The organism is Sphingopyxis indica (assembly GCF_032879645.1).
In the GTDB taxonomy this organism is placed as follows: domain Bacteria; phylum Pseudomonadota; class Alphaproteobacteria; order Sphingomonadales; family Sphingomonadaceae; genus Sphingopyxis; species Sphingopyxis indica.
Window position 1 is genome coordinate 1,638,573 of record NZ_CP076394.1, and the last position, 23,357, is coordinate 1,661,929.

The 23,357-nt window shown below is 66.4% G+C and carries 26 protein-coding genes and 3 pseudogenes; 22 read left to right on the forward strand and 7 right to left on the reverse strand.

Going from position 1 to position 23,357, the window contains the following annotated elements; translation table 11 throughout:
- Positions 1–36: 36 nt before the first annotated feature.
- The 13 genes and pseudogenes from KNJ79_RS07660 to KNJ79_RS07720 form a co-directional block, all read left to right on the forward strand.
- Positions 37–1,374 (forward strand): annotated as a pseudogene (locus KNJ79_RS07660) (SulP family inorganic anion transporter); the annotation flags it as partial.
- Between the two features lie 13 nt (positions 1,375–1,387).
- Positions 1,388–2,239, forward strand: coding sequence for a universal stress protein (locus tag KNJ79_RS07665; RefSeq protein WP_317153462.1), 852 nt, complete (start codon positions 1,388–1,390; stop codon positions 2,237–2,239).
- Positions 2,240–2,246: 7 nt separating this feature from the next.
- On the forward strand, positions 2,247–2,585 hold the full coding sequence (locus tag KNJ79_RS07670) for a TraR/DksA family transcriptional regulator (protein ID WP_317153463.1): 339 nt from the start codon (positions 2,247–2,249) through the stop codon (positions 2,583–2,585).
- 282 nt (positions 2,586–2,867) lie between these two features.
- The gene (ccmC, locus tag KNJ79_RS07675) at positions 2,868–3,602 is read left to right on the forward strand and encodes a heme ABC transporter permease CcmC (RefSeq protein WP_089214209.1); all 735 of its coding nucleotides are present in this window, start codon (positions 2,868–2,870) and stop codon (positions 3,600–3,602) included.
- A 4-nt stretch (positions 3,603–3,606) separates the two neighbouring features.
- Positions 3,607–3,762 carry a heme exporter protein CcmD gene (locus KNJ79_RS07680; RefSeq protein ID WP_089214210.1) on the forward strand — a complete coding sequence of 52 codons (156 nt, stop codon included), beginning with the start codon at positions 3,607–3,609 and terminating at the stop codon, positions 3,760–3,762.
- A complete protein-coding gene (ccmE, locus tag KNJ79_RS07685; protein ID WP_317153464.1) occupies positions 3,759–4,196 on the forward strand; it encodes a cytochrome c maturation protein CcmE in 438 nt (145 codons plus the stop codon). The genes KNJ79_RS07680 and ccmE overlap by 4 nt, the downstream gene beginning before the upstream one ends.
- A 40-nt stretch (positions 4,197–4,236) precedes the next feature.
- Complete coding sequence (locus tag KNJ79_RS07690; protein WP_317153465.1) at positions 4,237–6,201, forward strand: heme lyase CcmF/NrfE family subunit; 1,965 nt, start codon at positions 4,237–4,239, stop codon at positions 6,199–6,201.
- Positions 6,198–6,728: a DsbE family thiol:disulfide interchange protein gene (locus tag KNJ79_RS07695; protein WP_317153466.1), complete on the forward strand. Its 531-nt coding sequence runs from the start codon at positions 6,198–6,200 to the stop codon at positions 6,726–6,728. Before KNJ79_RS07690 ends, KNJ79_RS07695 begins: the two co-directional genes overlap by 4 nt.
- Positions 6,725–7,162: a cytochrome c-type biogenesis protein gene (locus KNJ79_RS07700; protein WP_394357155.1), complete on the forward strand. Its 438-nt coding sequence runs from the start codon at positions 6,725–6,727 to the stop codon at positions 7,160–7,162. The genes KNJ79_RS07695 and KNJ79_RS07700 overlap by 4 nt, the downstream gene beginning before the upstream one ends.
- A complete protein-coding gene (locus KNJ79_RS07705) occupies positions 7,159–7,806 on the forward strand; it encodes a tetratricopeptide repeat protein (RefSeq protein ID WP_317153467.1) in 648 nt (215 codons plus the stop codon). The genes KNJ79_RS07700 and KNJ79_RS07705 overlap by 4 nt, the downstream gene beginning before the upstream one ends.
- A 42-nt stretch (positions 7,807–7,848) precedes the next feature.
- Positions 7,849–9,807, forward strand: coding sequence for a potassium transporter Kup (locus KNJ79_RS07710; RefSeq protein ID WP_089214215.1), 1,959 nt, complete (start codon positions 7,849–7,851; stop codon positions 9,805–9,807).
- Positions 9,808–9,997: 190 nt separating this feature from the next.
- Positions 9,998–10,750 (forward strand): hypothetical protein, encoded by a 753-nt coding sequence (locus KNJ79_RS07715; RefSeq protein ID WP_317153468.1) that lies wholly within the window; start codon positions 9,998–10,000, stop codon positions 10,748–10,750.
- Positions 10,751–11,251 (forward strand): AHH domain-containing protein, encoded by a 501-nt coding sequence (locus KNJ79_RS07720; RefSeq protein ID WP_317153469.1) that lies wholly within the window; start codon positions 10,751–10,753, stop codon positions 11,249–11,251.
- A 208-nt stretch (positions 11,252–11,459) separates the two neighbouring features.
- On the opposite strand, the gene KNJ79_RS07725 is transcribed toward KNJ79_RS07720, so the two are convergent.
- Together KNJ79_RS07725 and KNJ79_RS07730 are read right to left on the reverse strand one after the other, a co-directional pair.
- Complete coding sequence (locus tag KNJ79_RS07725) at positions 11,460–12,431, reverse strand: NAD(P)H-dependent flavin oxidoreductase (protein WP_089214219.1); 972 nt, start codon at positions 12,429–12,431, stop codon at positions 11,460–11,462.
- Positions 12,432–12,988: 557 nt separating this feature from the next.
- Positions 12,989–13,408, reverse strand: coding sequence for a VOC family protein (locus KNJ79_RS07730; RefSeq protein ID WP_317153470.1), 420 nt, complete (start codon positions 13,406–13,408; stop codon positions 12,989–12,991).
- Positions 13,409–13,551: 143 nt separating this feature from the next.
- Here KNJ79_RS07730 and KNJ79_RS07735 point away from each other — a divergent pair, with 143 nt between their 5' ends.
- The 6 genes and pseudogenes from KNJ79_RS07735 to KNJ79_RS07760 all read left to right on the forward strand — a co-directional run bounded on the left by KNJ79_RS07735 (position 13,552) and on the right by KNJ79_RS07760 (position 18,573).
- Positions 13,552–13,935, forward strand: coding sequence for a DUF427 domain-containing protein (locus tag KNJ79_RS07735; RefSeq protein ID WP_089214221.1), 384 nt, complete (start codon positions 13,552–13,554; stop codon positions 13,933–13,935).
- 122 nt (positions 13,936–14,057) lie between these two features.
- Positions 14,058–14,417, forward strand: a pseudogene (locus KNJ79_RS07740) (YciI family protein); the annotation flags it as partial.
- A gap of 111 nt (positions 14,418–14,528) precedes the next feature.
- Complete coding sequence (locus tag KNJ79_RS07745; RefSeq protein WP_317153471.1) at positions 14,529–15,788, forward strand: RNA polymerase sigma factor; 1,260 nt, start codon at positions 14,529–14,531, stop codon at positions 15,786–15,788.
- Positions 15,779–16,435 carry a DUF6445 family protein gene (locus KNJ79_RS07750; protein WP_317153472.1) on the forward strand — a complete coding sequence of 219 codons (657 nt, stop codon included), beginning with the start codon at positions 15,779–15,781 and terminating at the stop codon, positions 16,433–16,435. The genes KNJ79_RS07745 and KNJ79_RS07750 overlap by 10 nt, the downstream gene beginning before the upstream one ends.
- A gap of 51 nt (positions 16,436–16,486) precedes the next feature.
- On the forward strand, positions 16,487–17,758 hold the full coding sequence (locus KNJ79_RS07755) for a hypothetical protein (protein WP_317153473.1): 1,272 nt from the start codon (positions 16,487–16,489) through the stop codon (positions 17,756–17,758).
- Positions 17,759–18,030: 272 nt separating this feature from the next.
- Positions 18,031–18,573, forward strand: coding sequence for a hypothetical protein (locus tag KNJ79_RS07760; protein ID WP_317153474.1), 543 nt, complete (start codon positions 18,031–18,033; stop codon positions 18,571–18,573).
- Positions 18,574–18,602: 29 nt separating this feature from the next.
- On the opposite strand, the gene KNJ79_RS07765 is transcribed toward KNJ79_RS07760, so the two are convergent.
- The 4 genes from KNJ79_RS07765 to KNJ79_RS07780 are packed head-to-tail and all read right to left on the reverse strand — an operon-like array spanning position 18,603 to position 19,462.
- Positions 18,603–18,779, reverse strand: coding sequence for a hypothetical protein (locus tag KNJ79_RS07765; protein ID WP_170935396.1), 177 nt, complete (start codon positions 18,777–18,779; stop codon positions 18,603–18,605).
- Between the two features lie 19 nt (positions 18,780–18,798).
- The gene (locus tag KNJ79_RS07770) at positions 18,799–18,954 is read right to left on the reverse strand and encodes a hypothetical protein (RefSeq protein ID WP_170935397.1); all 156 of its coding nucleotides are present in this window, start codon (positions 18,952–18,954) and stop codon (positions 18,799–18,801) included.
- A gap of 43 nt (positions 18,955–18,997) precedes the next feature.
- Complete coding sequence (gene infA / locus KNJ79_RS07775; protein ID WP_317153475.1) at positions 18,998–19,252, reverse strand: translation initiation factor IF-1; 255 nt, start codon at positions 19,250–19,252, stop codon at positions 18,998–19,000.
- 3 nt (positions 19,253–19,255) lie between these two features.
- Positions 19,256–19,462, reverse strand: a complete 207-nt coding sequence (locus KNJ79_RS07780) for a cold-shock protein (protein WP_317153476.1) — start codon at positions 19,460–19,462, stop codon at positions 19,256–19,258.
- A gap of 466 nt (positions 19,463–19,928) precedes the next feature.
- On the opposite strand from KNJ79_RS07780, the gene KNJ79_RS07785 reads away from it, so the two are divergent.
- The 3 genes and pseudogenes from KNJ79_RS07785 to KNJ79_RS07795 all read left to right on the forward strand — a co-directional run bounded on the left by KNJ79_RS07785 (position 19,929) and on the right by KNJ79_RS07795 (position 21,474).
- Positions 19,929–20,273 (forward strand): ArsR/SmtB family transcription factor, encoded by a 345-nt coding sequence (locus KNJ79_RS07785; protein WP_089214229.1) that lies wholly within the window; start codon positions 19,929–19,931, stop codon positions 20,271–20,273.
- A gap of 37 nt (positions 20,274–20,310) precedes the next feature.
- Positions 20,311–20,810: pseudogene (locus KNJ79_RS07790) on the forward strand (arsenate reductase ArsC).
- Positions 20,803–21,474 carry an aquaporin gene (locus KNJ79_RS07795; protein ID WP_394357156.1) on the forward strand — a complete coding sequence of 224 codons (672 nt, stop codon included), beginning with the start codon at positions 20,803–20,805 and terminating at the stop codon, positions 21,472–21,474. Before KNJ79_RS07790 ends, KNJ79_RS07795 begins: the two are co-directional and overlap by 8 nt.
- Here KNJ79_RS07795 and leuA read toward each other — a convergent pair.
- Positions 21,471–23,135, reverse strand: a complete 1,665-nt coding sequence (gene leuA / locus KNJ79_RS07800; RefSeq protein ID WP_317153477.1) for a 2-isopropylmalate synthase — start codon at positions 23,133–23,135, stop codon at positions 21,471–21,473. The two genes, KNJ79_RS07795 and leuA, sit on opposite strands and share 4 nt — an antisense overlap.
- Positions 23,136–23,357: the final 222 nt, after the last annotated feature.

A 23,357-nucleotide genomic window follows, 5' to 3' on the forward strand; every position in this document is an offset into this window, starting at 1 on the left:
GATCACCCCACGAAGGGGGTGCCTATTGCACGCTGATCCTCATTCTCGATCGCGGTGATCATTTCGCTTGTCGGCGGGCGACCCGGGATGATCTCGGCCGCGACCGCTGCGATCGCGGTGCTGATCGTCCCGCTCGTCAAGGAGCATGGCATCGAATATCTCTTCGCCGCGACGATCCTGATGGGGGTGTTCCAGTTTATCGGCGGTCTGTTGCGGCTCGATCTCCTGATGCAGTTCGTTTCCAAATCGGTCGTGACCGGCTTCGTCAATGCGCTCGCGATCCTGATCTTCATGGCGCAGCTGCCACAGCTCATCAGCGTCGGCTGGATGACCTACCCGCTTGTCGCCACGGCGCTCGTAATCATCTACCTGCTGCCGCGCTTGACGAAGGCTATACCTTCGCCGCTGGTTGCGATCATCATTCTGACCGCAGCCGCGATCCATTGGAATCTCGATGTCAACCGCGTCGGCGATATGGGCGATCTTCCTTCGGCGCTTCCTTTCTTTGCGCTACCTAAGGTGCCGCTGTCCTTCGAGACGCTCGCGATTATCTTCCCTTATTCGCTGGCGATGGCGGCGGTAGGCTTGCTCGAAAGCCTGCTCACCGCGCAGATCGTCGACGACCTCACCGACACGCCCAGCGACAAACAGCGCGAGGTCAAGGGACAGGGTATCGCCAATTTGGTCACCGGCTTCTTCGGCGGCATGGGCGGCTGCGCGATGATCGGCCAGTCGGTGATCAATGTGAAATCGGGAGGCGACGGGCGGCTTTCAGCCTTCGTCGCGGGCAGTTTCCTGCTCTTCCTGATCGTCGTGCTCGGCCCGCTCGTCGCGCAGATTCCGATGCCCGCGCTCGTCGCGGTGATGATCATGGTGTCGATCGGCACTTTCAGCTGGCGGTCGATCAGGGAACTGCGCACCAATCCTTGGCACAGCTCGGTCGTAATGGTCGCGACCGTTGTCGCGGTCGTCGCGACGCACGATCTTGCCAAGGGCGTCCTCGTCGGCGTGTTGCTGTCGGGCATCTTCTTCGCGAGCAAGGTGCGCGCGCTCTTTGCGGTGGATTCCAGCCTGTCCGCCGACGGGTCGACGCGCTCCTATCATTTCACGGGCCAGATCTTTTTCGCCTCGGTCGAGCGTTTCCTTGCCGCCTTCGACTTTCGCGAAGTGATCGAGAAGGTCGTGATCGACGTCCGCGACGCCCATTTCTGGGATATTTCGGCGGTTGCCGCGCTCGACAAGGCGGTGATCAAATTGCGGCGGGAAGGCACCGCAGTCGAAGTACTCGGGCTCAACGAAGCAAGCGCGACGATGATCGACCGGTTCGGCATATCGAACAAGCCTGACGCCGAAGCACGCCTCGCCGCACATTGAGGGAGAGAAGGGCATGACCCGCATATTAGCCTGCATCGACGCATCGCTCTATGCGACGAGCGTTATCGACCATGCTGCCTGGGCCGCTGGACACTTGTCAGCAGAGGTCGAGGTGCTGCACGTCATCCAGCGCCGCGACGCGGTTGCCGCGCGCCGCGACCTGTCGGGCGCGGTCGGGCTCGGCGCCAAGTCGGCACTACTCGAGGAGCTGGTTCAAATCGACGAAAGCGAGGGCAAGCTGGCGCAAGAACAAGGGCGCGCGCTACTCGCGGCGGCGAAGACGCATCTAACCCAACTTGGCTATGACCGCATCGCAACGACGCACCGGCACGGGGGAATCGTTGAAACGATCATCGAGCGCGAGATCGATGCCGATATCGTCGTCATCGGCAAGCGCGGCGCCTCGGCCGATTTTGCCAAGGGGCATCTTGGCAGCAAGGTCGAGCGCGTCGTGCGCCAGAGCGAAAAGCCGGTGCTCGTCGCCGCGCGTGCCTTCACGCCTCCCGGTGCAGTCACGATCGCATTCGATGGCGGGCCGAGTGCGCGCAAGGCGCTCGTCTACGCGACGACGTCACCGCTGTTTGCGGATGCGGTGCTGCATGTTGTCATGGCGGGACGCGATGACGCGGGCAATCAGTCGCACCTCAAATGGGCGAGGGAAATCCTGGTCATGCACAAGGATGCACGCGTGAGCCTGATCGACGGCAAACCCGAAGAAGTGATCGCGCTCGACATCGAAGCGCGCGGCGCGAAGATGCTCGTCATGGGTGCCTATGGCCACAGCCCGTTCCGCGCGATGCTCGTTGGCAGCACGACGACCGAGATGATCCGATCCTGCACCATCCCGGTGCTGCTCTTCCGCTGACCCCACGATGCCGCTCTCGCCCGACACCGCCCGCGTCCTCCTGAAAGCACAGCTTCAAGCGCTCGACGAGGAGGATGCGCTCGGCCGCGAAGGTACGGCGCCGGTGACGCTCGAACAGGACAGCGTCGGACGCCTGTCCCGCATCGACGCGATGCAGATGCAGGCAATGGCGCTCGCTCAGCAGCGGCGCCGCGCCAGTCAGCGGCGTCAGGTTGAGGCCGCGCTCCAAAGGATCGAAACGGGCGAATTTGGGTATTGCATCAACTGTGGCGAGGAGATTGCCGAGGCGAGGCTCCGCAACAATCCCGCGATCGCGACTTGCGTAACGTGCGCAGGCGGCGGCTGAAGAAGCAGCTCTTCTCTCAAGAGCTCAAATAGCTACTTCCAACGAGTTATAACAATGGTGTGCCCGCGAAAGCGGGAATCCAGTGTGGAGTCAGCCGACGCACGATCTGGATTCCCGCTTTCGCGGGAATGACAAGGTTATGAAATGCCGATCGTCGCCTATCGGTCGTTTTCCGACCATTCGTCATCCCGGATAAGGCGGCCCATCAACTCCGTCCACCGCGCACCCCCTCCCGCCATGGGGCTGGACCGCCGCCTTTCGCTCGCCTAAAGCCGGCGCGCGATGCATGCCTATGCGAATCCGACCCGTTTCCTGGCCATTGCCCGTCCGTTGACGCCCTGGCTGCTCGGCCTGGGGCTCGCGCTCGTGCTTGCGGGGGCGTGGGCGGGGCTGATGCTGGTGCCGGGCGATTATAAGCAGGGCGATACGGCGCGGATTCTTTATGTGCATGTGCCGGCGGCGTGGCTCGGCATGGGCGGGTGGAGCGCGCTTGCCATCACCGGGCTCGTCCAGCTCGTCTGGCGCCACCCGCTCGCCGGGATCGCGGCGCGGGCGATCGCTGTGCCGGGGATGCTCTTCACCGCGCTGTGCCTTGCCACCGGCTCGATCTGGGGCAAGCCGACGTGGGGGACCTGGTGGGAATGGGACGGGCGGATGACTTCGATGCTCGTCCTGCTGTTCCTCTATGCGGGCTTCCTCGCGCTGACGATGGAGGGCGACGGGCAGGGGCGCGGCGGGTCGCTGTCGCGCGGCGCCGCCATCTATGCGCTGGTCGGCGCGATCAACATTCCGATCATCAACCGCAGCGTCGTGTGGTGGAACAGCCTGCATCAGGGGCCGAGCATCACCTTGCGCGGGTCGAGCATCGACGGGTCCTTGCTCTGGCCGCTCGGGCTGACCGTGCTGGGCTTTACGTTGCTGTTCGGCGCGATCGTCTTGATGCGGATGCGGCGGATCATCGCCGACAACCGCGTCGCGGCGCGGCTGCGGCGGCTCGCGGACGACGAGGGAGCGTGAAGCGGTGACGGGGGTGATCAGCGGGGGCGGCCAATGGGCCTATGTCGCGGCGGCCTATGCGCTGACCGCGCTTTCGACCGGGGCGGTGCTGTGGCATAGCTGGCGGGCGATGCGCAAAGCCGAAAAGCGGAGCGATGCGCTGCGCAGGAATCGGACATGAAAGCGAAGCATCAAAGGCTGATCCTCGCGCTCGTCGCGCTCGCCGGGGTGGCGGGGGCGGGGGTGCTTGGCGCGAGCGCGCTGCGCGACGAGGCGGCCTATTTCCGCACTCCCGAAGAGGTGGCGGGCGGCCATGCGAAGGTCGGCGAACCGATGCGGCTGGGCGGCATGGTCGCCGCGGGCAGCCTCGAGCGGCTCGATGACGGGGTGACGATCCGCTTCGTCGCGACCGACGGCAAGGCGTCGGTGCCGGTCGAGTTCACCGGCATCGTCCCCGACCTGTTCGCCGAAAAGGCCGGGATGGTCGCCGACGGCCGGATGCGCGCCGATGGCGTGTTCGTCGCCGACCGCATCCTCGCCAAGCATGACGAGCGCTATATGCCGCCGCAGATGGGCGATATGCCCAAGGATATGAAGGTGACGGCGGGGGAATGAGGGTTTTGCCTTTCCGGTTCGTGGCGGACGAGGTAGCGCAATGATCGCCGAACTCGGCCTGGCGCTCCTGTGGATGGCGGCGGCGCTCGCGTGCCTGTCGCTGGTCGCGGGCATCGCGTTCGTGCGCGGTGGCAAGGCCGAGCTGGCGGCGCTGGTGCGGCCGGCGAGCGTCGCGCAGGGGGTGCTGACCGCGGCGTCGTTCGCGTTGCTGATCGCGCTGTTCGCGCGCTCGGACATGTCGGTCGAACTCGTCGCGCGCAACAGCCACAGCCTGAAGCCGATGCTGTTCAAGATCGCGGGGGCGTGGGGCAATCACGAAGGGTCGATGCTGTTGTGGCTGACGATCCTCGGCCTGTCGGGAGCGCTCGTCGCGCTGTTCGAGAGGCGGCTGCGCGAAGATACGCTGATCGCGACATTGGCGGCGCAGGCGGCGCTGAGCCTGGGATTTTTCGCCTTCCTGCTCTTTTCGTCGAACCCGTTCAACCGGCTGCCCATCGCACCGCCCGACGGACAGGGGCTCAATCCCTTGCTGCAGGACCCCGGTTTGGCGTTCCACCCGCCGACGCTCTATGTCGGCTATGTCGGGCTTTCGGTCGCGTTCAGCTTCGCGGTCGGGGCGCTGGTGACGCGCGAGGTCGGGCCGGCCTTCGCGCGCGCGATGCGGCCTTGGGTGCTCGGGAGCTGGATCTTCCTGACCCTCGGCATCACCGCGGGCAGCTATTGGGCCTATTATGAGCTCGGCTGGGGCGGCTGGTGGTTCTGGGACCCGGTCGAGAATGTGTCGCTGGTGCCGTGGCTCGCCGGCGCCGCGCTGCTCCATTCGGTCGCGGTGACGGCGACGCGCAACGCGCTGCGCGCGTGGACGGTGATGCTCGCTGTGATCGGCTTCTCGATGTCGATGGTCGGCACCTTCATCGTCCGCTCGGGGCTGCTCACCAGCGTCCACAGCTTTGCCGTCGATCCCGAGCGCGGCACCTTTCTGCTCGTGCTGATGGCGATCTATATCGGCGGGGCGCTGACGCTGTTCGCGCTGCGCGCCGGGACGGTCGCCGAGGGCAAGACCTTCGCGCTCCTGAGCCGCGAGGGCGCGCTCGTCATCAACAATCTGCTGCTGACGACGATCCTCGCGCTTGTGCTCCTGGGCACGCTCTATCCGATCGTTGCGGAGGCGATGGGCGAGAAGATTTCGGTCGGGCCGCCTTATTACAACAAGGTCGCGGGGCCGCTCGCGCTGATCCTGTGCCTCGTGATGGTTGCCGGGCCGCTCCTGCGCTGGCGCCGCGACGACGGGCGCACGCTCTGGTCGCGCCTGCCGCTGGCGCTGTTCGCGGGGGCGGCGGTGCTGTTCGGGCTCGTGCTGTTCGGCGGGCAGGTCGGCATCCTGCCGCTGCTCGGCATGACGGTCGCCGCAGTCGTCGCGGTCGCGAGCCTTGCGCCGCTGTGGAAGCGCAACCTCCGCCGCACGCCGCTGCCGGTCTGGGGCATGGTGCTCGCGCATTTCGGGGTCGCGGTCGCGCTCGCCGGGATGGCGGCCGAGAGTGCGTTCATCAAGGAACGGCTCGTCGCCGCCGCGCCGGGCGAGACGGTGCGCGTCGCCGATTTTTCGGTGACCTTCCAAGGCGTCGAGCCGGTCGCGGGGCCGAACTATACCGCGGTCAAGGCGACCTTGATCGCGGCGACGCCCGATGGCGACCGCTTCGTGCTGCATCCCGCGGCGCGCACCTTCCCCGGCCTGATGGGCGGGCCGCCGACCGAGACGAACGAGGCGGCGCTGCTGACGCGGCCGGGCGGGCAGCTTTATGCGGTGATCGGGCAGCCGGTGACCGGCGCCGACGGGGCGCAGCGCTATCAGCTGCGCCTGTGGTGGAAGCCGCTCGTGTGGTGGATATGGCTCGGCGGCGCGCTGATCGCGACCGGCGCGGCGATGGCCTTGCTCGGGCGTGCGCAATTGCTCGCGATCTGGCGCGCGCGGCGGGCGCGCAAGCTGGAGGAGCGTTTCGCATGAGGTCGCGCTGGGTTCTCTTCGTGCCGCTCGCGATCATGGCGCTGCTGTTCGGGGCGTTCGTCTATCGGCTGACGGTGCCCGCCGAGACGCTGATCGAATCGCAATGGATCGACAAGCCGATGCCGCTGTTCGACCTGCCGCCCGCGACCGGAGGCGTCGCTGGGCTCAAGAGCAGCGACCTCGCCGACGGCCGGCCGCGGCTGGTCAATATTTTCGCGAGCTGGTGCATCCCGTGCCGCGCCGAAGCGCCGCAGCTCGAGGCGCTCAAGGCCGCGGGGGTGCCGATCGACGGCATCGCGATCCGCGACCGGCCCGAGGATGTCGCGGCCTTTCTGCGCGAGAACGGCAATCCGTTCGACCGCATCGGTGCCGACGTGCAGAGCAGCGTGCAGATCGCATTGGGGTCGTCGGGGGTGCCCGAAACCTTTCTGGTCGACGGCAAGGGGATCATCCGCGAGCAGATCCAGGGCGTGATTCTTGCCGAGCAAGTACCCGAGATCATGGCGAAGCTGGAGGCGATGAAGTGAGGGGGGTGTTTATCACGGCGGCTTTTTGGCTCGCGGTGGTCTTTTCAAGCCTTTGGTCACCCGTCGCCGCGCAGGATCGCCTCCCGCCCGCGCCCTATGCCTATCAGCAGCTCGCCGACCCGGCGAAGGAGGCCGAGGCGAAGGCGCTGATGGAGACGCTGCGCTGCCTCGTCTGTCAGGGCCAGTCGATCGCCGACAGCGACGCGCCGCTCGCCGGCGACATGCGGCACGAGGTTCGCAGCAAGATCGCGGCGGGCGAGAGTCCCGATGCGATCCGCAAATGGCTCGTTGCGCGCTATGGCAATTGGGTGAGTTACGACCCGCCCTTCGATGGCGCGACCGCGCTTTTGTGGCTCGCGCCGCTGCTGTTCCTCGCGGTGGGGCTGTGGCTCGCCTTCGGGCGGCTGCGCGGCGGGGGAGGCGGGGAGCCATGATCTGGGCGTGGATATTGGTCGCCGCGGGGCTGACTGTCGGCGGCCTCTTCTGGCTCGGCAGGCTGCCCGCGGCGTCGCGGCCGCTCGCGGCGGCGGCGATCATGCTCGGGCTCGCGGGCTATGCCCTGCAGGGGGATCCCGCGCTGCCCGGCAAGCCGGTGGTGCGGTCCGAGCCCGAAAGCTTCGGCGAGGCGCTGACCGATACGCGGCAGGGGATGGCCGACCGTTTCGGCCCCGCGGCAAAGTGGCTGGCGATGTCGGACGGCTTTGCGCGGACGGGGAAGACCGAGCTTGCGGCGCAGACGCTCGAAAAGGGGCTCGAAAGCAATCCCGACAATGTCGATTTGTGGGTCGCGCTCGGCAATGCGCTCGTCGCGCATGGCGGCGGGGTGATGTCGCCTGCCGCCGCGCTCGCCTTTGACGAGGCGGCGAAGCGCGATCCCGCGCACCCGGCGCCGCCCTTTTTCGCGGGGCTCGCGATGGCGCAGAGCGGCGATTTGCAGGGCGCCGACCGCGTGTGGAGCGACCTGCTCGCGCGCAGTCCCGCCGACGCGCCGTGGCGCCCCGACCTCGAGATGCGGCTTGCGCAGCTGCGCCGGGCGATGGGGCCGGGGCTGCCGCCCGAAGATGCGGCGGGGTCATGATCGCCCCTGTTGTTCTTCCGCTCGCTCGTCTAAAGGCGCGCCATGACTGCTGAGTCGCAACAGGCGGCGGGCGGTGCGGGTAGCGCCGCGCTCGCCGCCGATACGGGCCATCACGGCCACGGCCACCATGGCGACAGCAAGCTGAAGCTTGCGGTCGGCGCGGTCGGCGTGGTCTTCGGCGATATCGGGACGAGCCCGCTCTACGCCTTTCGCGAAACCTTTGCCGGGCATCATTCGATCGACCCCGACCGGCTGCACATCTATGGCGTGCTCAGCCTGGTCTTCTGGTCGATGATGCTGGTCGTCACCTTCAAATATGTGCTGACGATCATGAAGGCCGACAACAAGGGCGAGGGGGGCAGCCTGGCGCTGCTCGCGCTGATCAGCCGCTCGTCGGGCGAGGCGCGCTGGACGTGGCCGATCATCCTGCTCGGCGTGTTCGCGACCGCGCTCTTCTATGGCGACAGCATGATTACCCCGGCGATGTCGGTGCTGTCGGCGACCGAGGGTCTGAATTACGTCAATCCGGGGTTCCAGCCCTATATCGTGCCGATCGCGCTCGCGATCCTGATCGGGCTGTTCGCACTGCAATCGCGCGGGACGGCCAAGGTCGGCGCGCTGTTCGGGCCGATCATGCTCGGCTATTTCCTGATGCTCGCGGTGCTCGGGGTGATGCACATCGTCGATCATCCGTCGATCATCGTCCACACGCTCAACCCGATCAACGCGCTGCGCTTTTTCTATCTCGACGGCTTCACCGCCTTCATCGCGCTCGGCGCGGTGGTGCTCGCGGTGACGGGGGCCGAGGCGCTCTATGCCGACATGGGGCATTTCGGGCGCGCGCCGATCGGCCTGTCGTGGCTGTGCTTCGTGCTGCCCGCGCTGATGCTCAATTACATGGGACAGGGCGCGATGGTGCTCGAGGCCGACATGGGCACGCGGCTCGGGCTGATTCAGGACCCCTTCTTTCTGATGATGCCCGATGCGTGGCGCATCCCCGTGGTCATGCTCGCGCTGCTGGCGACGATCATCGCGAGCCAGGCGGTGATCTCGGGCGCTTTTTCGCTGACCCAGCAGGCGATCCAGCTCGGCTTCATCCCCCGCCTGCGCGTCGAGCATACGAGCGCCTCGGCGGCGGGACAGATCTATATCCCGGTGGTCAACTGGTTCCTGATGACGATGGTGATCATCCTCGTCCTCTTCTTCGGATCGTCGAGCAACCTCGCCGCGGCCTATGGCATCGCGGTGACGGGGGCGATGTTCATCGACACATGTTTGATGTGCGTCGTGCTGTTCGTGCTGTGGAAATGGCCGGCGTGGAAGGCGCTGCCGCTGCTCGCGCTCTTTTTCATCGTCGACATCGCCTATTTCGGCGCGAATCTGATCAAGGTGCCTGACGGCGGCTGGGTGCCGCTGGCGATCGGCCTGACCATCTTCACGCTGCTGACCACCTGGTCGCGCGGGCGCAAGCTGATGCAGCAGGAAATGGCCGCCGGCGCGATGCCGATCCCGGTCTTCGTCAAATCGGCGGCGAACAGCGCGACGCGCGTGCCGGGGACGGCGGTGTTCATGACCTCCTCGTCCGACGGGGTGCCGCACGCGCTGCTTCACAATTTGAAGCACAACAAGGTGCTGCACGAGCGGATCATCCTGTTGACGATCAAGATCGCCGACGTGCCCTTCGTGCGCGAAGACAGTTTGTGCAAGCTCGACGACCTGGGGCAGGGCTTTCACCGCCTGATCCTGAACTATGGCTTCATGCAGCCGGTCGACGTTCCCGAGGCGCTGAAGCGCGTCACCGGATGCGGCGGCGAGTTCAAGATGCTGGAGACGAGCTTCTTCCTGTCGCGCCAGACACTGATCGCCGCCAAATCACCGGGAATGCCGATCTGGCGCGAGAAGCTGTTCGCGTGGATGCTGCGCAATTCGGAAAGCGCGATGGAATATTTCCGCCTGCCGACCAATCGCGTGGTCGAACTGGGAAGTCAGGTCGCGATCTAGAGTGCGTTCGGTTTTGATAGAATCAAAACCGGCACTCTAGATTCCTGTTTTGCCGTGATTTCCGAGCCGTGAAATGTTCCATTTCACTCGAAATCACTCTAGGAACGGCCCGGAACGGACGTAATAAGGGTTTGCGCAAGCCGCGCCTTCTTGCGATGCAGGGGCGATCCTGTGACCGGGGATGCTGTCGGTGTCGTCAAAGCCCTTTGCCCTGATCCTCGGCCCAAGCCTGTCCGCGGCGTTCGAAGCGGGATTTCGGCGCATGGGGCTGAAGCCCGAACGCGCGGTGGGCGACGGCGACGCCACGCCGCGCTATCGCCTGCATTTCGGGGGCGTCGCGGCGACGATCGCGCGCGCCGGCGAGGCGGAGCTGGCGGAAGCCGATCCGCACGACCCCGCGACGAGTTCGCTCGCGACCAGCCTGCCCGCCGATTGGCGCGCGGGCGGCGGATGCTGGGCGCTTTGGTGCGATGAGGAAGCGACGTCGGTGCAGGCGCCCGCAATGCGCGCGAGCTTTCAAATGATCGTGCTGTTGCTCGACCTGTTCGACGCGAGCCATGTCTTCTGGCCGCCGGCGCGGCTGTGGTCCGACGCGCCGCAGTTTCGCGCCGCGATGGCCGAAATGCTGGTGAGCGGTATGCCGCCGGTGCTCCACCTCGTCGCCTTTCGGCGCGTCGAAGCGGCGGGCGAGGCGGTGGTGCGCACGCGCGGTCTGAGCCTGTTTTCGGGACAGGAGATCGAAGCCCCGATTCCCGTCGGGTGGACGATCGCTGACATGGTGAAGCGCGTCGCGCGGCTCGCGCTGGACCTGATGCTCAATGGTCCGCTGCTCGAAGCGCAGGAAACGCGCGGGCTGCAACCGGGCGAGACGGTTCGCCTGCGCCCACCCGATCGCGGGGTCGCGACGCCGACCGTGCGCGCCGAATTCGGGCGGGGCGGCTGATTGCGGCTTGCGGCTGCGGCATCGGTCCATCGGCGGCGCTGGCAGGGCGCGGTGCCCGTGTGCGGCGGTTTTCAGCGCCACCATCTGATCCTCGTCGCGCTGCTGCGGCGCACGCAAATGGCGGCGATGTTCGACGCGCTGCGCAGCGAGGGGTTCGCGCTCCAGCGCTTCGACCTCAACGGATTGGTGCTGCCGGCGAGCGAGCGGACGGCGCTTGAGTCGGGGCACGCGCTGCATCGCGGCCCGCACCATGGTTACAGCGACGCGGTGGCGGCGCGCGTCGAACGCGTGCGCGCGCATTTCGCGGCGCAGGCGCCGGGCGATCCGCGCACCGCGCGGCGGGTGGCGATCATGCGGCTGCGGCTGCTCCAGGATGCGACGCGGCGCGCGCTCACCGACCGGCACCGGCTGGGCTTCTGGCTCAACCGGCGCGACCCGATGCGGCTGTTCGCCGACCGGCCGTACCTCGACGAAGCAATCGACAAGCTGTTCGGGGCGTAGGCCGTCCGTCCGAACAGCGCTGTTTCTTCCTGTCACGGCCCGTTATTTGGTTCGCACGAAGACACAAAGCCACAAAGATAAATAGCTTTCGCCCTGAGCTTGTCGAAGGGCCGGTCTTGTTTTCGGCCGCCAAAAGAAAGGACGGTGCTTCGACAAGCTCAGCGCGAACGGTTGAGCGATATTCTTTGTAGCTTTGTGTCATCAGGCTCTAGCCGATATATTTATCCTGCAACTCGCGCCATGCGTCGCGATATTGCGCCGCCAGCTGGTCGACGAAATCGGCGACGGGGCGCACCGCTTCGACCGAGCCGATGCCCTGGCCCGATCCCCAGATGTCCTTCCACGCCTTTGCCTTGGTATTGCCGCCCGAGCCGAAATTCATCGTCTTGAGGTCGCCCTGCGGCAGATTGTCGGGGTCGAGCCCGGCGTTGACGATCGACCCGCGCAGATAATTGCCGTGAACGCCGGTGAAGAGATCCGAATAGACGATGTCGGCGGCGCGGCCTTCGACGATGCCGTTCTTGTAGCCATCGTCGGCATTGGCCTCGGCGCAGGCGATGAAGGCGCTGCCGATATAGGCGAGGTCGGCGCCGCACGCCTGCGCGGCGAGGATCGAGCGGCCGTGCGCGATCGCGCCCGACAGCGCGACGGGGCCGTCGAACCAGCTGCGGATTTCCTGCACCAGCGCGAAAGGCGATTGCACCCCGGCGTGGCCGCCCGCACCCGCGGCGACGGGAATCAGGCCGTCGGCGCCCTTTTCGATCGCCTTGCGCGCGAAGCGGTCGTTGATGACGTCGTGGAGCGTGATGCCGCCCCAGCCATGCACCGCCTGATTGAGCTCTTCGCGCGCGCCCAGCGAGGTGATGGTGATCGGCACCTTCCACTTCTCGCAGGTCGCGATGTCGGCCTCGAGCCGGTCGTTCGATTTGTGGACGATCTGGTTGACCGCGAAGGGCGCCGAAAGGCGGTCGGGATTGTCGCGGTCCCACGCCGCGAGCTCCTCGGTGATCCGGTGCAGCCATTCGTCGAGCAGCGACTGCGGCCGCGCGTTGAGCGCCGGAAAGCTGCCGACGATCCCCGCCTTGCACTGCGCGATGACGAGGTCGGGGCCGGAAACGATGAAGAGCGGCGAACCGATGACGGGCAGGCGCAGGCGATCGAAGACGGGGGGAAGGGCCATGACTCACTCTCCGGTTGCGGATTTGAGGCTGACCTTAACGTAAACGGAAAGCGGCGCAAGGGGGATGGTGTGTGGGCGTGGTGCCGGCTTTTGGGTTGGCCCGTTGCCCTTGCCGCCTTCGGATGTCGCGAGCCGGGTTCGCGTCGCCGTTTCAAAGTTCAGCAAAGTTCAGCCTTGTGCGGCCGCGTTCGTCGAACTTGCCGCGCCGGCTTCCGTTCGCATGTGTAAACCGTGACCGCTTTTATCCACTTGTCGAAAGAGCCGTGACGAAGGCTGGCATAGTTGAACAATGTAGGACAGCGGTTTTTTGCGGCGGATGTCCGATTTGGGGTGGGGAGCGGACGGTCCTCCCCCTTGGGGGAGGGGGACCACCCGCAGGGTGGTGGAGGGGCACAGGCGGTTTGCCTTTCCCTCTTTGAACGCAGCGTAAACCGAGGGCGCCCCTCCACCATGCTTTCGCATGGTCCCCCTCCCCGTGCCGGGGAGGACCCTTATGACCGCAACCGGTCGCAAGCCGCCATCATCCTCGCATATGCCAGCCCCGCCGACGTCGCAGCTTAGCCGCCGCTCGCCGGGCCCTTTAGCTCGACGATATTGCCTTCGGGATCGCTGATATAGATCGACGGGCCTTCGCCCTCGGCGCCGTAGCGTTGGCCGGCCTGTTCGACCGCGACGTCGTGGCGGGCGAGGTGGGCGCGGATTGCGGGCTCGTCGAACGGTTCGATGGCGAGCGCGAAATGGTCGACGTTGCGGCCTTCGCGTCCCGGCGGCGCGCCGCCCATCGCGCCGAGCTTTCCATCCACGGGCACGAGGTCGATCAGCGCGCGGCCGGCGCGCAGCTGGTGCAGGCCGATTTCGGGTTGCGCGCGTTCGTCGGTGCAGCCGAGCACCTGTTTGTAGAAGCCGAGCATCCGGTCGAGGTCGACGACGCGCAGGACGATATGGTCGAGGCCGCGCAGCGCAAAGGGCGTGGTCATTTTTTTCTCCTGCCTGCTGCGACCCGATCCCCGGTCCAGGTCGATTCCATCGCTTCGATATAGGGCGGGCCGCTTCGCTGTCCAATCGCACCACTGGCGCGGCGGGCGGACAGCCCCCATCTGGCAAACGAAGGAGACGTCATATGACCGAGCGCGTGAAACGGATACCGGGCGCTGACCACCCGATCGACATCGTCCCCTGTTCGGGCCGCGTCGTGGTGCGGGTCGGCGACCGGGTGATTGCCGACAGCCACGATGCCTTGACCTTGTGCGAAGCCGACTATCCTCCGGTGCAATATATACCGCGCAAGGATGTCGACATGGCGGTGCTCGCCCCGTCCGCACACCGCAGCTATTGCCCCTATAAGGGCGAGGCGGGCTATTTCGACCTCGTGCTGCCGGGGGCGCAGGAACGCAATGCGGTATGGACCTATGAAGCGCCCTATGACACGGTCGCTGCGATCGCGGGCCATGTCGCTTTCTATCCCGACCCGGTGACGATCATGGTCGAACAGCCCGGCGACTGACGGGTCGCGCCGGGCGCGCGACATGGCGCCGAATTTTTTTTGAGCGGCGTGTCGATTTTGCGCCGGCCGGTTCGTCGTGTTGGTACGAGGCCGCTGGTGGCCCGCCAATGAGGAGATGACCGATGCGTGTGATGGTGTTCGTGAAAGCGACCGAGGACAGCGAGCAGGGCATGACGCCCTCGCCCGAACTCGATCAGATGTTCGTCGATATGGGCAAGTTCAACGAGGAGCTGGTCAATGCCGGCGTGATGGTCGCCGGCGACGGCCTCAAACCCTCTTCGTTCGGCAAGCGCGTCGCGTTCGACGGCCCCAGCCGGACCGTGATCGACGGCCCCTTCGCCGAGACGCGCGAGCTGGTTGCCGGCTATTGGCTGTGGGAAGTCAAGGATATGGACGAGGCCGTCGAATGGGTGAAGCGCTGTCCCAACCCGATGTTCGGGCCGAGCGAGATCGAGATTCGCCCGCTCTACGAGATGGAGGATTTCGCCGATATCATCCCGCCCGAAGCGGCCGCGATCCATGACGGCGTCGGCGAGAAGCTCGCGAAGAGCTGACCCCTTGCCCGCCCCGCCATGCGCTTCTAACCCTTGCGCATGGCGGCGGACGCAACCCATCGTGCGATCGAGGCAGTCTTTCGGATCGAACGGGCGCGGCTGATTGCGACGCTTGCGCGGATGACGCGCGACGTCGACCGCGCCGAGGAACTGGCGCAGGACGCGCTGATGCTCGCGCTCGCCGAATGGCCGAGGGCGGGGGTGCCCGCCAATCCGGGCGCCTGGCTGACCGCGGCGGCGAAACGCCGCGCGATCGACGGCTTTCGGCGCAGCGCGATGCAGGAGCGCAAACATGCCGAGATCGCCCGCGAGGCGGATGGCGCGCGCGACATGAGCATCGAACACCTCGAAGCGCGGCTCGACGACGATCTGGGCGACGAGCTGCTCGGGCTGATCTTCGCCGCCTGCCATCCGGTGCTTTCGCCCGAGGCGCGCGCGGCGCTGACCTTGCGGCTCGTCGGCGGGCTGACGACCCTGGAGATTGCGCGTGCCTTTCTGTCGAACGAGGCGGCGATCGCGGCGCGGATCACGCGGGCCAAGAAGGCGATTGCCAAGGCGGGGGTCGCGTTCGAGGTGCCGCGCGGCCGGGCGCTCGCGCCGCGGCTCGCGTCGGTGCTCGAGGTGGTCTATCTGATCTTCAACGAAGGCTATGCCGCGACGAGCGGACCCGATCTGGTGCGCCCGCCGCTCTGCGCCGAGGCGCAGCGGCTCGGGCGCATTCTCGCGGGGCTGATGCCCGAAGAGCCCGAGGTGCTGGCGCTGCTCGCGCTGATGGAAATTCAGGCGTCGCGGCTCGCGGCGCGGGCCGGCGCCGACGGCGCCTTCGTGCCGCTGCCCGAGCAGAACCGCGCGCGCTGGGATCAGCTGCTCATCCGGCGCGGATTGAAGGCGCTGGAGCGGGTCGATGCGCTCGGCGGCGCCGATGGGCCCTATGCGTTGCAGGCGGCGCTCGCGGCGTGTCATGCCCGGGCGCGGCGGGCGGAGGACACCGACTGGAAGCGGATCGCGGCGCTTTACGACCGGTTGGGGCAGGTGATGCCGTCGCCGGTGGTCGAGCTCAACCGCGCGGTCGCGCACAGCATGGCGTTCGGGCCAGAGGCGGGGCTGGCGCTCGTCGATGCGATCGCCGGGGAGGCGGCCTTGCGAAACTATGCCCCGCTCCCCGCGGCGCGCGGCGACTTCCTGCTGCGCGCGGGACGCAAGGCCGAGGCGAAGGCGGCGTTCGAGGCGGCGGCGGCGCTGACCGCGAACGAGCGCGAGCGCGATTTCCTCTTGGGGCGGGCGGCGGCGTGCCGCTGACGGTCGAAACCATCGGTGCCGAGGCGCAGCCGCTGTGCATGCTCGACGATTTCGCGCCGCGCCCCGACGCGCTGCGCGCGGTCGCCGCCGCGGCGGAGTTCGAGGCTGCGAAGCATCATTATCCCGGTATCCGCGCGCCGATCCCCGGTTCCTATCTGGAGAGCCAGCTGCCGATCATCGCCGCGGCCGTGCGCGCGGTTTTCGGCGGCAGCGGCGCGGTCGACCTGATCGACGCGAGCTTTTCGATCGTCACCACGCCGCCCGCGGCGCTGAGCATTGCGCAGCGGCTGCCGCATTGCGACGCCTTCACCCCCGACCGCATCGCGCTCGTCCATTATCTGTCGCCCGACGGCGGCGACGGGACGGCCTTTTACCGGCACCGCGCGACGGGTTTCGAATGCGTGACCGAGGCGCGCCGCGCCGCCTATTTCGCCGCGGTCGCCGCCGAGCCCGAACCGCCGCCGGCCTATGTCGCCGGCGACACCGGCGCATTCGAAGTCGTGCATCGCGCCGAAGCGCGCTACAACCGCGCGCTGCTCTATCGCAGCTGGAATCTGCACAGCGGGGCGATCGCGCCCGATGCCGCGCTGTCCGCCGATCCGCTCGACGGGCGGCTGACGGTCACCGCCTTTCTGTCGATGCGTTGAGGCGGTCTTTCCCCTGTCACGATTTCGTGCCATTTTGGCGCAGGGTCGGCGATGGTGAGGGAGTCGGCGATGCGGATGGCGGGGATTTTCGGCGCAGCCTGTGGGTTGGCGCTGGTGCCGGCGATGGCACTGGCGGTTTCGATGACGAGCCTGAAGGGCGCCGGGATGGAGGCCGATTACGGCAGCTATGCCCCGGGAGGCGATTGCAGCCGCGAGCCGCGGATCGCGATCGGCGACGATGGTTTCGCCTTCACATCGGGCGGGCGCACGGTCGCAGGGCGGCCGTTCGAATGGGCGGCGAGCTTTTTCGGCAACAGCTATGAAGGCATCAGCAACGCCTTCTTTCCCTTTCCCAGGACCGCCGACGATTACGGGATGGTCCTGCTGACCACGAGCCCCGACGAGAAACGCGGGACGCTGCTCGTCGAGTCCAATGTGGCGCCGGGGCAGCGCATCGACGCGTTCGAGGGCGCGTTCGTGCGGCCCGAGCCCTATGTCCGCTGCAAGGGCACCGAGGTCGCGGTTCCCGAGGCGCCGCCGCCGGCGCCCGCGGTGCCGCTCGACTGGACCAATCTCGCCTCGCTCGAGGGCCAGTATCAGGGCGGTTTCGACGCCTTCGACGCCGGGCCGGTCGCGGCGGTGATCCGAAGCCTGATGGGGCCGAAGCTCGGCACGCTGAAGGCCAATCTGCAGGTCGGCGGGCCGCTGAACCGCGAAGGCGGCCTCTATTATTTCTCCGGCAACGCGCCGCATCGGGGCGGCGAGGATCAGGCCTATGTGCTGATCGACCCGCGGCGCCGCGCGGTGCAGGTCGGGCTGTGGGAGCGCGGCAGTCTGAAGGTCTATCTGACGGGCAGCACGACGCGCCTGCCGCTGCCGCGCGACATTGCGGCGATGGTCGCGAAGAGCCCGCCCGAGGGGGCGGTCGCGGCGCCGGGAACGCCGTGGGAGGTCGTGCCGGCCGAGGGCCGCGCGCCGCTCGCCTATGTCGACGCCGCCGCCTCGCCGCGCATCCGTTCGATCACCATCTTCTGCGACGCTGGGCGCCCCGCGCTCGCCATGCTGACGGTGAAGCCGATCACCGAGCGGCCGGTGACGCTGACATGGAATTTCAACGGCCGCACGACCAATCTCGCGATGATCCAGAGCAACAGGGAGGCGACTTTCTGGCAGGCGGGTTTGTCGGGATCGCCGCTGATCGCGCAGATCGAGCAGGGACGCGATCCCGCCTATCTGCGCATCAACGGCACGCTGGAGGGGCAGGCGGCGCTGACCGGGGCGAGCGCTGCGCTCAATGTCGCGCTGAAAGGGTGCGGGCGTTAGGGTAAATTGTGCGAAATCTGAATCACCCGTCTCCCCGAGCGAAGACGAGGGGCTCTGCCGAGCGAAGTCGAGGCTGGCGACCTTGCGGGTTCTCGCTCCGCTCGAACGCCCCCCTCGTCTTCGCTCGGGGAGACGGCGCAGGTTTATAGCGCGCGCCCCTCGCAACCCTCGGCCCGTCGCGCTCCCTGCACGGTCCGGCACCCTGCCGTTGGCGCCGGCGCGACGACTGTGAAAGCGGGACGTTTTTCGCCCGTTTTTCGCAGGAGATATCCATGCCAAAGCCGCTCGGCTTGCTCGCTTCGCTGTGCCTCGCCGCGGCCGCCGTTCCCGTTGCCGCCGCCCAGAACCCGGCCCCCGCCACCGCGCTGATCCCCGGCGCCAAAGTCTATGACAATGCCGGCGAAGAGGTTGGGACGATCGCCAAGGTGGCCGGCGACAAGGTTGCGGTGGTGATCGACGGCAACGGCCTTGTCGTGCCGAAGAACGCATTCGTCGACGGCAAGAAGGGGCCGTCGCTGAAGGCACCGAAGGCGAAGATATTGGCGGTGCTGCATCAGGCCGAAAAGGACGCCGCGGCGGTCGAGGCCGCGCTGAAGCCCGGCGCCGAAGTGCGCACCGCCGATGGCGCCGATGTGCTCGGCAAGGTCGCGAGCGTGAACCCGCAGGGCGCGGTGCTCGCGACGAGCGAGGGCAATATCACCATGCCGCGCGCCGCTTTCTTCCTGTCCGGCAAGGGGCTGGCGGTGAAGGTCACCAAGGAAGGCTTTGCCGAGGGCGTCAAGGCCGCGAAGAAGCGGCAGGCCGAGGGACGCTGAGCCGCGCGGGCCGTGGCGCGGAAGGATCGTCAGCCCTTTTCCTTTTCGGCGCGGGCGGTTTCGGCGCGGATGACCCGGTCGGCCATCGCGCGCCACGCGGCGGCGGCGCGCAAATTGCGCTCGCGCACCCGGTCGAGCACGGAGCCCGCCGCGTCGGCGGTGCATTTTTCAGCCTGCGTCAGATAGAAGTCGCTGCTCGCCGACACGCGCTTGCTCCTTTGTCGATCAGTCGATCATGTCGGCGATGAGCCGGGCGAGCTCGCGGCGCGACAGCGTCGGCGAGCGGCGGCGCGGCGCCGCGGGCGCAATCGCCTTGCCCGCGAGGGACAGTGCGACGAGGCGCGGAAAAATCGGGGTGGTTGCGGTTGTCGTAATCATCATCTTTATCATTCGTCTTTGCTTGGTTTTCAAAATCAGCGGGCGGTCATCGCCGCCTGCGCTGCCCGTTGACGGGCGCGTTGCCGCGTTCGCGATAGATCACGCGGCCCTTGGTCAGGTCATAGGGCGTCATTTCGACGCGAACCGCGTCGCCGACGACCGACCGGATGCGAAAGCGTCGCATCCGGCCGGCGGTATAGGCGATGATGCGGTGACCATTTTCGAGCACGACGCCGAAACGGGCGTCGGGCAGGATTTCATCGATCACACCATCGAGGGTGAGAATATCTTCCTTGGCCAAATATCAGGCCGACTGGAGATTGACCGCGGACGTCTTGCCGCGCTGGTCGGTCTCCAGATCATAGGTGATCCGCTGGTCCTTGTTGAGCGTCGCCATGCCGGCGCGCTCGACCGCGGTGATGTGAACGAAGCTGTCGCCCGAGCCGTCCTCATTCGAGATGAAGCCATAGCCCTTGTCGGTGTTGAAGAATTTTACGGTGCCGGTCGGCATGGGGTGTTTCCTTTCACGAAAACGAATATTCCACCGGCAAAAGCACCGATGGAGCTGGTAGCGAGTGAAGGGAAGTATCCGCCACGGAGGCATCTATTTTCCGTCGCAGGCGACGTTAGCGCGGACCATATGGAATATTTTCGGGCAAAAGTCAATCGGGGCCAGATTTATAGGGCAGGTTCCCTGGATACAGGACGCAATATTTCCAGTTATTTTATAGCGTCCTGTGCGAATTGGAGCCCTTTTCGACCAATGCGGGTCGCCGTGATTGCGCCAGACAGCCCGCTGGCGAGGCGCGGCGCGCAGCAGGGGCTGGGTCCAGGGGCCGGTTGCCCCTGCAAGCGATGCAACGCTGTCCAGCGGACTGTCCGGCACAACCGCACGGAGGCGGGCCGCACTGGAATTGCAAATTGACGCTCGAAGCGCGATATGTCATTTCCATTTTTTTCGAAATGAGGATTCGCCGATGAAAGCCGATGCAGCCGTCGATGCCTTGAGTGCTCTTGCGCAGGAGCATCGCCTCGCGCTGTTCCGTCTGCTCGTGCAGGCGGGAGAGGCTGGCCTGACGGCTGGTGTCATCGCGGAAAAACTGGGCGTTCCCAACAGCTCGCTGTCGTTTCATCTTGCGCAGCTGCGCAAAGCCGGGCTGGTCTTGCAGCAGCGACAGCATCGTTCGATCATCTATCGGGCGAACTATTCGGCGATGAATGCGCTGGTCGCCTACCTTATGGAAAATTGCTGTGCCGGCACCGCCGATTGCGGCGCTGCCACGACTTGTGGCACCCCTGCACAGGAAAGGGAAAGTGCGTGAAACATCTGCACGTCCGTCCGAAGTCGATCGGTGCGGCATGACCCAAATGTTCAACGTCCTGTTCCTTTGCACCGGCAATTCGGCGCGTTCGATCCTGGCCGAAGCCGCGAAGGCGCGGGCCGGTTCAAAGCTTTTTCGGCCGGCAGCTTTCCAAAGGGAGAGGTGCATCCAGCCGCTTTGGCGCTGCTCGGCGAGCTCGACTATCCGGTCAAAGGCTATCGCTCCAAGAGCTGGGAGGAATTTGCGGCGCCCGATGCGCCTCCGCTCGATTTCATCTTCACCGTTTGCGACAATGCCGCCGGGGAAGTTTGCCCTATCTGGCCGGGCAAGCCGGTGGCGGCGCATTGGGGGGTTGAAGATCCCGCAGCCGTCGAGGGCGAGGGGCAGCGCGAAGCATTTTGGCAAGCCTATCTGGCGCTCAAGCGGCGCATCGACCTGCTCATTGCGCTTCCGCTGGAGAGCCTTGATGAATTGAGCGTTGCGGAAAGCTTGCGCGCTATCGGCAAGACGGCTGACGAGGAGGCCGCGCTTGGCTGACGCCGCTTCGCTGGGACGGCGCGTGGCGGCAGAGGGAGTGGGCGCTTTCTTCCTGTTCGCGTGCGTCATCGGGTCGGGTATCATGGCCCAGGCCTTGGCCGGCGGGAACAATGGCGTCGCGTTGCTCGCCAACGCGATAGCGACGGGAGCGATTCTGTTCGTGCTGATTACCATGCTCGGCCCGATTTCAGGGGCACATTTCAATCCGGCGGTGACGCTGGTTGCCGCAATGCGACGCGATTTGCCGTGGCTGGACGCCGCCGCCTATCTCGCCGCCCAATTCGCGCTGGGGATTGCCGGCGCGTGGGCCGCGCACCTGATGTTCGACCTGCCGACCATACAATTTTCCGCCAAGGTCAGAACCGGCCTGGGCCAGTGGGCCGGCGAATTCATTGCGACCTTCGGACTCGTGATGACGATTCTCGGGACGGTCCGGCACAAGCCGCAGGCCGTTGCGGCATCGGTCGCGCTCTACATAATGGCGGCTTACTGGTTCACTTCGTCAACGAGCTTTGCCAATCCGGCCATCACGGTAGCGCGCAGCCTGTCCGACACGTTCGCGGGCATCGCGCCGCATGACGTGCCGGCCTTTCTGGCGGCGCAGATCGCCGGAGCGATTGTCGCCAGCCGCGTTGCGGCCTTGCTATTCCGGCCTTCCAGCTAGGCCCCGTTCGCCGCGGACAAAATCGCCCGCACGCTTGCCGTCGCGACGTCGGTGTCGAGGCCGCAGCCGAAGAGGCTCTTTCCGTCCCCCGTCCGGCATTCGACATACGCGGCCGCCTGCACGTTGCTGCCCTGGCCGATCGCGTGTTCGCTGTAATCGACGATGTCCATCAGCGGGCCGCCGCTCTCCGCCAGCGCGGCGATGACGCTGCTCATCAGGCCGTTGCCGCGGCCGCTGACGCTGCGTTCGCTGCCGTCGATGGTCAGCTTGCCGGCGAAGATGCGGTCGGGGCCGCTGTGCGTTTCGGCCCAGTCGACGAGCTGGAAGCGTTTGCCGTCGGTGGCGAGGTATGTCGCCTCGAACGCCTGCCAGATGTCGTCGGCGGCGAGTTCGCGGCTCGTTTCGTCGGCGACCGCCTGGACGATGTGGCTGAAGCTTGCCTGCATCTTTTTGGGGAGCTTGAGGCCCTTGTCCTGTTCGAGCACCCACGCGACGCCGCCCTTGCCCGACTGGCTGTTGACGCGGATCACCGCTTCGTAGCTGCGCCCCAGGTCGGCGGGGTCGATCGGGAGGTAGGGGACTTCCCATTTTTCGTCATTCTGGCGCAGCCTCGCGGCGAAGCCTTTCTTGATCGCGTCCTGATGGCTGCCCGAAAAGGCGGTGTAGACCAGTTCGCCACCATAAGGGTGGCGCGGGTGGACGGGGAGCTGGTTGCAATATTCGACCGTCCGGATCACCTCGTCGATGTCCGAGAAGTCGAGTTCGGGATCGACGCCCTGCGTGTACATGTTGAGCGCGATGGTGACGAGGCAGGTGTTGCCGGTGCGCTCGCCATTGCCGAACAGGCAGCCCTCGACGCGGTCGGCGCCCGCGAGCAGGCCCAGCTCGGCCGCGGCGACGCCGGTGCCGCGGTCGTTGTGGGTGTGCAAGCTGATGATCGCCGCCTCGCGGTTGGGGAGGTGCTTGGCGAAATATTCGATCTGGTCGGCGTAGATGTTCGGCGTCGCCGCCTCGACCGTCGCGGGAAGGTTGAGGATGATCGGATCGTCGGCGGTGGGCCTGAGGACGTCCATCACCGCGGCGCAGCATTCGATGCTGAAATCGAGCTCGGCGGTCGAAAAGGTTTCGGGGCTGTATTCGAAACGCCAGTCGGTGCCGGGCAGGCGCGCGGCATTGTCGCGCAGCTGCTTGGCGCCCTCGACCGCGATCTGCTTGATGTCGGCCATCTCCATGTTGAAAACGATGCGGCGCCATGCGGGACTGACCGCGTTGTAGAGGTGGACGATCGCGGTCTTCGCGCCCTCGAGGCTGTCGAAGCTGGTGCGGATCAGGTCGGCGCGCGCCTGCGTCAGCACCTGCGGAGTGACGTCGTCGGGGATGCGGCCCGAGCGCACGAGATTCTGGATATAGTCGAAGTCGGTCGCGCCGCTTGCCGGAAAGCCGACCTCGATCTCCTTCAATCCGCATTTCACGAGCAGGTCGAAGAAGCGGGTCTTTTTCTCCGCATCCATCGGGTCGATCAGCGCCTGATTGCCGTCGCGCAGGTCGGTCGAGAGCCAGATCGGCGCCCTGGTGATCGTGCGGCCGGGCCACTCGCGCGTTGCGAGCGGGACTTGCGGAAAAGGCCGGTATTTGGCCGAGGGGTCGCGGAGCATGGGCATGGTTCGGGTTTCTTCTGCGGTCTGAATGTCGGTGCGGTGGTCGGTGGAGCCCTTGGGCGCGTGGCCCGCCGCTAGTCGCGCAGGCCGAACGTCACGCCCAAGGGCGTGTAAGTCGCAGAAGCAGAAGGCCGCGCATGTGCATGGCAGCGTCCATGATGCAAAATGTCGCGCTTGGCAAGGGGCGAAACAGAAAATGTCGCCGGGCCGCGGGTGGACGCACGG